The following is a 10,304-nucleotide window of genomic DNA, read 5'->3' as shown; positions in this document are numbered from 1 at the left end:
TCCGATTGCTGGCCTTCGAATACAACAACACCAGCAGGGGTGGCAGCACCTACCGCACGATTCAGCTCAAGGACCCGGCGGACCTTGGCGGCCCGCCGCTGCCTGCGGGTGGCGGGGATGGCAATCGCTCGTATGGGCCTGCCTCGGAATGGACGCCACGGCCCGATGAGGGCTACGGCGGCTTTGGCGAGGAGGTGCCTTTCTGAGCGAACTGAGTCCACCGCCAATGCCAACCCGTGCCACTACGGATTGAGCCGACAAGAGAACACTTCACGACCCATTTCAGACCGTTCCATGCCGAACCACCCCCAGCCTCCGGATCAGCACCTCGCTCGGCGCCTCCTCGAGGCCTTTGAGCGCGAGTTCTGGGCCGGTCACCATGACCGCGCCCGTCTGCTCTGTGCCCCCCTGCGGGTGCTGCACCAGGCCATCGACACCAGCCCCGAACCCGGGCCGCTGATCGCCTCCGTTCTCCAGAGCCTTGAGGCGGGTCCTCCACCCCAGTGATGGCGGCGCCGGTCCCACCATCCGCCCACTCCCCCTCTTGGGAGTGCCGTGAGTGCCTCTGGCTGCTCACCCCCGGCCAATGGGACCAGCTGCTCCGCGCTGCGGCCCGTTGCCCTGGCTGCGGCCGTGGCACCGGTGCCTTCCGCCCCCTCTCCCCCCGCTGACACCAGAGCCAAACACCGGGCACCGCCCGGCCTGTCCCACCACCGACCTCTTGCGATGTTCCGCTTTCTGATCCGCTCCCACCCGCCCGATCAGCTCCTGCCCCGCCACCTCGGGCTGGTGACGATCGACTGCTTCCGCCACCGCATGTTGGTGGCGCCCATCCCATTGAACGTTGCCTTCCGCTTGCTGCTGGAGCTCTGGCTGCGGCTGCGCCATCCGGTGCCACCGGACCAACTCGATCGGCTGGCGAACCGCCTGCTACACGCCAAGGCGTACCGCGAGGGCTACCGCGCTGGCAATGCCGCCCTCTATCCGCCGGGAACGGCGCTGGTCTTCACCCGGGCAACCAAGGACACGGTCGTGGCTGCCTGGAACACCGGCGTCCATCGCAATTGCGAGGAGCTGGCTCAGCGGGTGCTGACGGCGGCGATCCACAGCGGTCCGGACCCTCGCCACACCGAGCTGCCGACCCTCTGATGCCGCTCTCCCCCACCACGTTGCTGCTGCTGGACTGCGAAACCACCGGTCTCCAGGTGGGGAGCGATGAACTCTGCGAGATCGGCGCTGTGCTCTTCTCGGTGCCCCACCGGGCGGTGCTGCAGCAGCTCTCCTTCCTCCTGCCCATCGCCGCCAATGGGGCCCAGGAGATCAACGGCATCGACCCCGTCCTCACGCAGCAGCCCCAGCCTGCCCAGCAGGCTCACGCCCTCTTCCTGGCGATGCTGGCCAGCGCCGATGCCTTGGTGGCCCACAACGCCGCCTTTGACCGGCCCTGGATCGACACCTGGCTGAGCACGACCGGTGCAGGTGACACCGAGGCCCAGGGCAAGCCATGGATCTGCACCTGTGACGGCATCAGCTGGCAGGGCATCAAGCCCGGCCCTTCGCTGGCAGCCCTCGCCCTGGCCCATGGCATCCCGGTCTGGGCGGCGCACCGGGCCCTGACCGACTGCATCTATCTGGCTCAGATCCTTGAGCGCGACCCGCAGCTGCAGGAGCACCTGGCCGAGGGCCTACAGCTGCGGCGACTGGTCGCTGCCGATCTGCCCTTCTCCCGCAAAGACGAGGCCAAGCAGGCCGGCTTCCGCTGGCTGCCGGAGGCCAAGCAGTGGCAGCGCCGCTGCACTGAGGCCCAGATCGAGGCGCTGCCTTTCCCAGTGTTTGAGGCAGAGCCATGAGCCGCCGCAAGAAACCCAGCTGGACCCCAGCGAGCGACTTCAAGGTCACCAAGCTCAAACCCAACGGCCCCAGGCCCGGCCAGTCCGTCGATGACTGGCTCTATGGCAAGGAGAAGGGGCGCCAGGAGCTCATGGACGCTCCCCGCAACCGTTTCAACGATCTGCCGTGAGCAGCACGGCCCAACACATGTTCTTCCGCTACCTGCAGCTCATCGCCATCAGCAGCGCCATCGCCGCCGCCATGGCCTTGCCCCTGGCCGCCCTGCTCACACCGGTTCCCAGCCTTGAGCCGCCCCGCCCTCGCGGCCGGCTGATCTGAGGCGGATGGGCAGCATGTCGCAAAGCATCAACGCCGAGGCCCGCAAGGCAGACCGACGGGAGCACTGACTTCGACCTCGCCTCGATCCGCCTGCTCACCAGCAGAACCTGCAAAAGGCAGCTCTAAAATGTTCGCGCCCCCAACCCGCGGCGCGGATCTGCCCGGCTGACCCGGTTTCCGCCCGTTGGCTGGTGGGGGGGCTTCTGCCCCCAGCCCTCAGCTGATCGTGCTGGCTTCAATCCGCTCGAGCAGCTGCAGCAGCTGCATACGCACCTCGCCACAACTGAACCGGTGCCACTAGCGCGCTTCCCGGATGCAGCTGGCGGTGCCAGCACCCCCGGGGAACGCCAGCAGCAGCAGCTCGGCGCCATTGCGGTGCGCCAGGCCGCCGGCCTCCTCGAGCATGGCCTGGTTACGGATCGGCCTGGCCGCCATTCCCAACCGCGACCACTCAGCTCTGCGCTGGCGCACGGGCCAGCCGAGGGCCTGGGCCTGGCACTCCACCAGCTGATCGGCGCCCCTGGCGCCGCCATGGAACAGGGTCAGCACCCAGCGGCAACTCACCGCCTCCAGTAGCGCGGTGCGCACGGCGCTGGGCTCCCAGGCCAGCTCCCGGCCGCCGCAGGCCACGACCACCACCGGGTGAGGTGCGTAGCTGGGCCCGTCGGGGGCCACATCGCAGCCAGGATCGCTTGCCATGACAAGAGACTAGGGCTCTATAATTTTAGCATCGGGACCGCTAGTGGATGGTGCAGGCGACAGTTGGCCTGAGCGGGTCGCGCCCCGCACAGCGGCAGCCCCCTGGCCGCCGTGACACAACCGCCCCAGCCGGGTGGCGGCGAGGCGATCCCAGCACCCGCGCGCAAGGGTGAGGCCGCAGGCCGAACCTGCGCAGCCCTTGCGCCGGGTGGCACGCTGAACCGACTCACTGGCCGGTCTGCGCTGCTGAGCGCTAACTCATTACGGGTAGTAGCCTTGGGTTCACTAGCTACATGCGGCTACGGCTCCCGAATCTCTTACGGCTGATCCTCGCCGCCAGGTGCGCATGGCTTTGATGGTCGCCCTTGGCGAGATCACGCCCGACGATCCAGCCGTGGAGCTACTGCGGGATTCAGCGCCGCTGGAGGACGCCGATGGCAACCCCATCTGGCCGGAGCCGGCGCCAGAGGAACCCCGCAAGCGGGGGCGTAAGCGCAGCCCAGCCAGCGATGGCGTCGGTGTTCGGTTCCCGGCTCAGGCCTCCAGCAAGCGCCCGACCCGGGCGGAGGTGGAGCAGCGCATTGCCCAGCTGCAGGTCTGGCTGGCCCAGCGCCTTCCCACCACCCACATCCGTGACCAGGCCGTCCTGCTCTGGGGCATGACCTCCTACTGCACCCTCAAGAAGTACCTGCGCGTCGCCCGCTCGCGGATGGTCGAGGAGCTGGTCGAGGACCGGCTGGTGCACCAGGCGGAGGCGATCTTTGCCCTCCAGGACGTCGCCCGTCGTGCGGCAGAAGCCGAGCAGTTCTCCGCCGCCGTTGGTGCTCACCGCGTGCTGGCCGAGATCACCGGGATGCTGCGGGCGCCGATCAAGCCCCCGTCGGCCGCCTGATGCTGGCCCCTCCCGCCACGGTTTCCCCCCTGCTGCGTCCAGGGACCATCACCGCTGCCGGCGTGCTGGGCTCGCCCTTCCACGGCGATCCATGGGGTGATGCTGGCGTTCTCGCTTTCCGCGATCCCTCGATCGTCAGCGGCAGTACGGCGCCGCTGAGCCTGCGTGCGTTCATCACCGAGGCGATGCCCGCCTACGGCTTCCACCGCTGGGCGCTGGTGTTGATCGCCCTGCTGCAGCAGATCGCCGATGGCGAGCTCTCCCGCCTGATCGTCACCTGTCCGCCGCGGCTGGGCAAATCGCTGTTGATCTCCAAGCTGTTTCTGGCCTACTTCGTCTACCGCCACCCGCACCTGTTCTCGGCAGTCGCCAGCTACTCCGGTGAGCTGGCCTACGCCCATTCCCGCGAGGCGCGCCACTTCTATCGCGCCACCGGCAACCCCCTCTCCAGGGATTCAGCCGCCGTCGGTAACTGGCTCACGCCCCAGCGCGGCGGCTGCATCGCTGCTGGTGTGGACGGGCCTTTCAACGGCAAGGGCTATTCGCTCGGGATCATCGATGACCCCTACAAGGGTCCCCATGACGCCGGCTCCGCCCGCGTCCGTGATCGCATCGTCGAGTGGCTCAAGTCGGTCTGGTTCCTGCGCGCGGAGCCTTCCTTCATCGACGCCGGCACAGGCGCCCTGCAGCGCAACCTCTCGGCCCAGGTGATCGTGCTCACCCGCTGGGATGAGAACGACATGGTCGGCTGGCTGCTGGCCCAGGAGCTGGAGCAGGCGCCCCAGCACTGGCATGTGCTCGACCTGCCGGCGATTGCGGAGCACAGCCCCGAACGGCCCTCCTATCCGCCCTCGGTGACGGTGGAGCCGGACTGGCGCCAGCCGGGGGAGGCCCTCTGCCCCGAGCGTTTCCCGCTGCAGGAACTGCTCAAGATCCGCCAACGCACCGGCGCCTTCTGGTGGTCGGCGCTCTACCAGCAGCGGCCGGCACCGGCCGCCGGCGGCATCTTCCAGAGGGCCTGGTTGCGCAACGCCTTCCCCCGCAAGGCCAAGCGCCGCTACGGCCCTTTGATCCTCTCCTGTGACCTGACCTTCAAAGGGGAGGAGGACAGCTGCTACTGCGGCTTTGTGCTCATGGGCCTGCTGGCGCCTGACACCGGAATGGCCCAGAGGCTGGAGATCGAGGTGCTCTGGGCGGTGCGCAAGCGCCTCGGTCTGCCGGGCACGGTCCACTTCCTGCTGGCGGCCAGCGCCGCGCTGCACAAGCAGGGCCTGCGGCCCAACGCGGTGCTGGTGGAAGACGCCGCCAACGGCCCGGCCGTGCTGCAGGTTCTGCGCCGCAAGATCTGCGGGCTGCTGCCGGTCCCGCCTCGCGGCAGCAAGGAGCTACGCGCCCATGCCGTCGCACCGCTGCTGGAGGCGGGCCAAGTCGCCTTCCATCCCCGCGCCGAACCCCTCACCGAGGAACTCCCCCGGTTCCCCAAGGGCAGCAAGGACCTCACCGACGCCTTCTGCCACGGCGCCCTCTGGCTGGAGGAACGCTATTGGAAAGGCCTCGGTGTGCAGGACGCGCCGGTGCCGCTGCTGCTCTCGCGCTGATCCGATGGTGCAGCAGCTCTCCCTCTTTGATGCTCCGGCCCATCTGGCGGTTGCTCCAGCGCTGCCAGTGGCGGCAGCGGTGGCGGCGGCGGACCCTGCTCCCCGTGCACCGCGCCGACGCCGGGTGCCCCATCCCCGTGCGGCGGCCCACGCCCTGGCGCTACAACATCTGGATCTGGCCGATGTGATCGCCGGCAACTTCGCTCGCCGCACCATCCACCCCTTCGATGACCTGCGGCAGGTGGCGATCATCGGCCTGCTCAAAGCCGCCGAGCGCTACAACCCCACCGGTGGCCGCCCCTTTCGCCCCTACGCCCGCACCTACGCCAACGGCGAGATCATCCACTTCCTGCGCGATTCGGGCTTTGCCATCAAGGTGCCGCCCACCTGGCGGGATCTACATGCCAGTGGTCAGAAGCTGCTTCGCCAGGGCCTACCGCCTGGCCAGCTGCCCCAGCGGCTTGGCATCACGGCTGCTCGCTGGCAGGAGATTCAGGAGGCCTGCTCGATCACAGTTGTGGCCCTGCCGCCTGAGACCTGAAGTGGCTGGCGATCGCTGGAACGGTGCCTCTGAGTGGCAGGCAAAGGGTACAGGGAGGCGGCAAAGTGCTGGTGGTGGCCTGTCCACTCGAGGGGCGTCGTTAGGCTGTTCTTATGGCACATTGCGTAAGGCACCCTGAACCGTATTGATCAAAGAGCCAAGTTCGCTCTCAGTAATAAACGCTGTTCCAGTAGTAGCAGTGGTTAAGTCTTTGTTCAGAGCTGTGTTCATATGTTCAAGATACGAGCAAATTATGGCTGCCGTCGCTTGGTTGACCATGGCATCAATTTGATCCTGCCTACTCATGGCAGCTGTTCCTAGTGATGGCGCTGAAAATGTGATGCCTTGCTTGGAATGCTCCTTTTAATACAGTTACGGTTTTTCGTAACCAATTGATTCTTAGCTTTACCTGACCAAGCTGTCGACCTTAGATTCACAATTCGTAAGGCTCTTTGCCTTGTCGATCCATTCCTGTGATGCCCGCTATGTCGCAGGTTCTATACAATGCGGTAACTCACTTGGTCTCCCGCTTATGCAGACCTAAGCAACTTCTCTGAACAGAGAGCAGGAAACACAATTACTGTGTACGGGGTCGCGTCATTCTTCTGTCCATACTTCGTGTCTACCTAACGAATATGGATAGATCGTGCGCAGCCACGATCTATCCATAGCTGGACAATCCCGCAACTCTAGAGGGCGGGGCCTACCGCAGATAAGTCCGGCAAATTTTTTAGGTTTCCTCCATGATTGACGTGGTTGGCAAGTAGAAGTACCTGTTCCATTGCCACCATGGCTTCATGAAGAGTGTAGTTGGCTTTGAGCTGATCGTGGTGTGAGGGTGATCACTGCGGATGTGGAAGAATCGGAATAGTAAAGAGTGAAGCAATGAGAGTATTCACGAGCTGTTGAATCTGCCGCGCAGCGGCTTAGTTCAACTCTTAATTGGAAGGTTCCGAGAACCATCCCTCAAAGCTCCGTACTTTCCGCAAACCACGGTGAGCTCAGATCGAGCGGTTGTCAAAACCCTTCTGTACCAACAGCTTTTGCCGAATGTATCGGAAGCTTAGGCATGGTTGCCTGGTCCGAGAACCACATGTTTAACTTGGTACGCAGTAGGACATGCAAAGTTTCCGCAAGCAGATGACCATGCCCTGAGCGATACTCCGCCGCCCAATTCTGCAGGTGATTGGTTGGTTTCCTGGCAAGTTGTTCACCGGCCAGGAGCACCTGGCAATGGTTGGCTTGATCTTTGTAGGGATCGGCGGAGTTTGGAAGGCGGACAGATACTCCGCGTGTAGCCAGAGCCGAGCAGCCGCGAGCCCCATGCATTGCGGAGCACCATGCATTGAGTGATCCTTTGCGGCGCAAGTTTCGGCGAATGTTTCAAGTGGCGAGGGGGGGGGCAGGATGGTGATGCAACCAGGCTTAGTTCTTTAAACGCTGCAGCCGCTGAAGCTCCGCCAAGGTGTTTGACAAGTTGACCTGTGTGCGAACCAGATCACCTCGCAGGGTGGGGTTCTCGGTGGTCAAGGGCTGAACGATGCGCAACGCTTCCTCCAGCAGGGGCCGTGCCTGGGCGGGTTGGCCCATCAGCAGGCGCAGAAAGCCGAGGTTATTTAGGGCTCGGGAGAGTTCGGCGCGGAGGGACGGACGGGCCTGGCTTAGGGGCCGCAGCAGGGCGATGGCTTCCAGCAGCTGCGGCACGGCGCGCTGATGCTGGCCGAGCTCGCCGTAGGCCTTGCCCAGGTTCTTGAGGGCGATGGCGAGATCGGCTTGCTGGGCGGGGTTGGTGCGGGCCAGGGCACGCCAGATCACCACCGTCTCCTCCGCTGGCGCCATCGCTTCCTGGCGGGCACCGAGGGCGCTGTAGGCCAGGGCGAGGTTGCTCAGGGCGGTGGCGTGGTCGGCCCGCGATGCGGGGATGGCCCGGGCCGACCCGCCCAGGATCGCCACGGCTTCCTGGTTGACCGCCAGGGCCTCACGGGCCTCCCCCAGGGCGGAATGGCTCAGGCCCAGACCGCTGAGGGCAAGGCCCAGGACCCGCTGCTCGGCGGGGCTGGCCGGGCGGGGGTCGCGCAGCAGCCGCACCGCTTCGCGGCTGGCCGGCAGGGCCGCTTGCGGTTGGGCCAGCTGGGTGTGGCGATGGGCCAACAGCACCAGGGCCTCGGCCAGCGCGGCGCGTTGTCCAGGATCTTCCGCCAGCAGTTGGCGCCGCACCTCCACCTCCAGGACATTGCTGGCCACGGCCTCCGGGTGGCGGTTGAGCCCCCCCAGTAGTTGACCCTGCAGACGCAGGGACTGGGCCAACGTTGCTCGCCCGGAGGGGTTGCTGGCTGCCAGCTGGCGCCATAGGGCCACCCCTTCTTGAATGGGGGCCTCTGCCTGAGGCAGCTCACCGAGTTCGCCGTGCAATTCGCCAAGGCGCATAAGGGTGCGCGCCAGGTTCGCTCGCTCGCTGGGATCGCTCTGGGCGAGCGGCCGCAGCAGGGCGGCGGCTTCCCTGGTGGGGGGCAGTGCCTGGCGGGCCGAGTCGCTGAAGCGGCCCTGATTGATCAGCGCCACCGCCAGGTCGCGCTGGGCGGCGGGGTTGGCGCGGAGCTCCTTGCGCAGGAGGTCTGCCGCGGCGCGAGCGGCCACCAGCGCCTCGCCGCGGCGGGCCAGGGCGTTGAGGCTTTCGCCCTGATTGTTGAGCGCTTTGGCCAGATCCTGGCGCGCCTCGGTGCTGCCGCTGGCCAGGGACCGCAAGATGGCTTCCGCCTGCGACAGGGCGGTGAGGGCCTCCGGATGGCGGCCGAGGGCCCCGTTCCAGAGGCCAAGGTTGATCAACGACTGCGCCCGGAAGTGCGGCCGGGCCGATGGCGTGGCCTCTAGCCACTCCATCACCTTCCGCTGCAGCCGCAGGGCCTCCGCCGGTTGCCCCTCGCCATAGGCCCGCTGGGCCCCGACGAACCACTCCATCACCTCAGGCGGGATCGCCTCGCCGCCCTGCGCCGCGGGCGAAACCAAAACGGCCCTGGCGGGAGGGATCGGCAGCACCGGGCTGAGGCAGCCCTGCAGGGCTGCCGCCAGCGCCAGCGGCCCGAGGAAGAGCTGCTTCTCGCGACGCATCATGGGCTTGGCGGGACAGGGTGAGGGGATGGCACGTCCAGATCGACGCCATGGTCGAGCAGCAAGCGGTGCCTCAACGTGCAGCTGTCTCCCAACTTTCGCAGCAGCCGCGGTTGATCCGAGCCCAGTCCTCGGCTCGCCACCACTGGCGGCACCTGGTACAGGCCCCTCATCTCCTCGCTTGCGAACCTCCTGGCTCATTCTTCTCGACATCTGCGCCGGAGCGACCCATTTTCCCGCTGCGTTGGCACATGCACCTGATCGGCCAATCCCGACGATGAGCCATCAAGCTGATCAGGCAGCCCGTTCACCTGTGAGACGCGCTCTACTTGCGGCAGCTCATGTTCACGCTGCGCCAACTGAGGGTGGAACGTCATTCCGACCCTCACGTTGACCTTCCCAGCAACCTGTTGGCCTTCTTTCCCATAACCACCGCCTCCCCCTACTGATCGCCAACTGGCCCCTGGGTGGCAATAGCCCATAGCCGCCTTTGCTTCGCCCGTGCCGAGCCGCTCCGCGACCAAGCGCAACCGCTACCGCCGGCCCTCGCCGCTCGAGGAGGCCGGCTCCTTCAACAAGCCGGCCCTGTCGGCCCCATGGTCGCGGCAGCACCCAACGCTCAGCGCCATCGCTGATCGCCTCCAGCTGGTGCTCGATGCCTGGAACCTTTTGCGGGCGCCGGATGGCTCCTGCCGCCGCAAGCCCTACCTGCCGCAGGGGATCAAGGAGCCCGATCCGGTCTACGACTCCCGCATCCAGCACGCCCAGCCCACGGGCTTTTTCCGCGATGCCCTGCGCACCTACGCCGGCATGCTCAGCTTCCTGCACTGGCAGGCGCTGCCGGACTCCCTCAAGCGCATCGTCGGTGATGTCGATGGGATGGGCACCGACCTGGCGGTGCTGCTGTTCATCGCCGATCTGCTCGTGCTGCGCGATGGCGGCTGTTTGTTGCTGGTGCTGCCGCCCGCCACGGGCCACGAATCAGAAGGCCACCGGCTGGAGGCGATCGCCCATGGCGATCGGGCCTCCCTGCCACGGCTGGCCCTGGTGCCCCGCGCCGATCTGCTCGACTGGCAGTTCGCCAGCGACACCCGCACCCTGCTGGAGTTCAGCTTGCGCCGCGATGAGCGCCGCGCCATCCAGCCGGCCCAGTACGGCGCCGTGCCGGTGTTGATGGTCGGTGCCGACGGCCAGATCCTGCAGGCACCGAACGTCGAGGACTGGATCTACACCACCTTCCAGCTCAGCCCCGGCGGCTTCCAGATCAGCTCCTGCCGCGCCGAGCGCTCCACCAGCC

The 10,304-nt window shown here is 66.4% G+C and carries 12 protein-coding genes and 1 pseudogene; 11 read left to right on the top strand and 2 right to left on the bottom strand.

Annotated features, from left to right (window positions below; translation table 11 throughout):
* The 7 genes from KBZ33_RS20260 to KBZ33_RS20230 form a co-directional block, all read left to right on the top strand.
* A partial coding sequence (locus tag KBZ33_RS20260) for a hypothetical protein (RefSeq protein WP_254955241.1) occupies positions 1 to 206 on the top strand: 206 nt, incomplete at its 5' end.
* A gap of 88 nt (positions 207 to 294) precedes the next feature.
* Positions 295 to 507 carry a hypothetical protein gene (locus tag KBZ33_RS20255; RefSeq protein WP_254955242.1) on the top strand — a complete coding sequence of 71 codons (213 nt, stop codon included), beginning with the start codon at positions 295 to 297 and terminating at the stop codon, positions 505 to 507.
* Complete coding sequence (locus KBZ33_RS20250; RefSeq protein ID WP_254955243.1) at positions 507 to 671, top strand: hypothetical protein; 165 nt, start codon at positions 507 to 509, stop codon at positions 669 to 671. The genes KBZ33_RS20255 and KBZ33_RS20250 overlap by 1 nt, the downstream gene beginning before the upstream one ends.
* 55 nt (positions 672 to 726) lie before the next feature.
* Positions 727 to 1,149: a hypothetical protein gene (locus KBZ33_RS20245; RefSeq protein ID WP_254955244.1), complete on the top strand. Its 423-nt coding sequence runs from the start codon at positions 727 to 729 to the stop codon at positions 1,147 to 1,149.
* Positions 1,149 to 1,850 carry a 3'-5' exonuclease gene (locus KBZ33_RS20240; protein ID WP_254955245.1) on the top strand — a complete coding sequence of 234 codons (702 nt, stop codon included), beginning with the start codon at positions 1,149 to 1,151 and terminating at the stop codon, positions 1,848 to 1,850. Before KBZ33_RS20245 ends, KBZ33_RS20240 begins: the two co-directional genes overlap by 1 nt.
* Entirely contained in the window at positions 1,847 to 2,020 is a 174-nt protein-coding gene (locus KBZ33_RS20235) for a hypothetical protein (RefSeq protein ID WP_254955246.1), read from the top strand. Before KBZ33_RS20240 ends, KBZ33_RS20235 begins: the two co-directional genes overlap by 4 nt.
* Positions 2,017 to 2,169 carry a hypothetical protein gene (locus KBZ33_RS20230; RefSeq protein WP_254955247.1) on the top strand — a complete coding sequence of 51 codons (153 nt, stop codon included), beginning with the start codon at positions 2,017 to 2,019 and terminating at the stop codon, positions 2,167 to 2,169. Before KBZ33_RS20235 ends, KBZ33_RS20230 begins: the two co-directional genes overlap by 4 nt.
* 297 nt (positions 2,170 to 2,466) lie before the next feature.
* On the opposite strand, the gene KBZ33_RS20225 is transcribed toward KBZ33_RS20230, so the two are convergent.
* Complete coding sequence (locus KBZ33_RS20225) at positions 2,467 to 2,868, bottom strand: SLOG family protein (protein WP_254955248.1); 402 nt, start codon at positions 2,866 to 2,868, stop codon at positions 2,467 to 2,469.
* Positions 2,869 to 3,223: 355 nt separating this feature from the next.
* On the opposite strand from KBZ33_RS20225, the gene KBZ33_RS20220 reads away from it, so the two are divergent.
* From KBZ33_RS20220 to KBZ33_RS20210, 3 genes are read left to right on the top strand one after another with little or no spacing between them, the layout of a single operon-like run.
* A complete protein-coding gene (locus KBZ33_RS20220; protein WP_255011950.1) occupies positions 3,224 to 3,760 on the top strand; it encodes a hypothetical protein in 537 nt (178 codons plus the stop codon).
* Positions 3,760 to 5,358 (top strand): terminase, encoded by a 1,599-nt coding sequence (locus tag KBZ33_RS20215; protein ID WP_254955250.1) that lies wholly within the window; start codon positions 3,760 to 3,762, stop codon positions 5,356 to 5,358. The genes KBZ33_RS20220 and KBZ33_RS20215 overlap by 1 nt, the downstream gene beginning before the upstream one ends.
* A 4-nt stretch (positions 5,359 to 5,362) precedes the next feature.
* Positions 5,363 to 5,899: a sigma factor gene (locus tag KBZ33_RS20210; RefSeq protein ID WP_254955251.1), complete on the top strand. Its 537-nt coding sequence runs from the start codon at positions 5,363 to 5,365 to the stop codon at positions 5,897 to 5,899.
* 1,425 nt (positions 5,900 to 7,324) lie between these two features.
* On the opposite strand, the gene KBZ33_RS20205 is transcribed toward KBZ33_RS20210, so the two are convergent.
* Positions 7,325 to 9,010 (bottom strand): tetratricopeptide repeat protein, encoded by a 1,686-nt coding sequence (locus KBZ33_RS20205; RefSeq protein WP_254955252.1) that lies wholly within the window; start codon positions 9,008 to 9,010, stop codon positions 7,325 to 7,327.
* Positions 9,011 to 9,508: 498 nt separating this feature from the next.
* On the opposite strand from KBZ33_RS20205, the pseudogene KBZ33_RS20200 reads away from it, so the two are divergent.
* Positions 9,509 to 10,304 (top strand): annotated as a pseudogene (locus KBZ33_RS20200) (hypothetical protein); the annotation flags it as partial.

Source organism: Cyanobium sp. Cruz-8D1 (genome assembly GCF_024345975.1).
Lineage (GTDB): Bacteria > Cyanobacteriota > Cyanobacteriia > PCC-6307 > Cyanobiaceae > Cyanobium.
Note: the sequence above shows the minus strand (reverse complement) of the source record. Positions and strands in the feature narration are given on the sequence as shown.

Coding starts and splice junctions, on each gene's coding strand:
- KBZ33_RS20225 (WP_254955248.1), bottom strand. CDS start 2,868: ATGGCAAGCGATCCTGGCTGCGATGTGGCCCCCGACGGGCCCAGCTAC.
- KBZ33_RS20220 (WP_255011950.1), top strand. CDS start 3,224: ATGGTCGCCCTTGGCGAGATCACGCCCGACGATCCAGCCGTGGAGCTA.
- KBZ33_RS20205 (WP_254955252.1), bottom strand. CDS start 9,010: ATGATGCGTCGCGAGAAGCAGCTCTTCCTCGGGCCGCTGGCGCTGGCG.
- KBZ33_RS20255 (WP_254955242.1), top strand. CDS start 295: ATGCCGAACCACCCCCAGCCTCCGGATCAGCACCTCGCTCGGCGCCTC.
- KBZ33_RS20235 (WP_254955246.1), top strand. CDS start 1,847: ATGAGCCGCCGCAAGAAACCCAGCTGGACCCCAGCGAGCGACTTCAAG.
- KBZ33_RS20250 (WP_254955243.1), top strand. CDS start 507: ATGGCGGCGCCGGTCCCACCATCCGCCCACTCCCCCTCTTGGGAGTGC.
- KBZ33_RS20210 (WP_254955251.1), top strand. CDS start 5,363: ATGGTGCAGCAGCTCTCCCTCTTTGATGCTCCGGCCCATCTGGCGGTT.
- KBZ33_RS20215 (WP_254955250.1), top strand. CDS start 3,760: ATGCTGGCCCCTCCCGCCACGGTTTCCCCCCTGCTGCGTCCAGGGACC.
- KBZ33_RS20240 (WP_254955245.1), top strand. CDS start 1,149: ATGCCGCTCTCCCCCACCACGTTGCTGCTGCTGGACTGCGAAACCACC.
- KBZ33_RS20245 (WP_254955244.1), top strand. CDS start 727: ATGTTCCGCTTTCTGATCCGCTCCCACCCGCCCGATCAGCTCCTGCCC.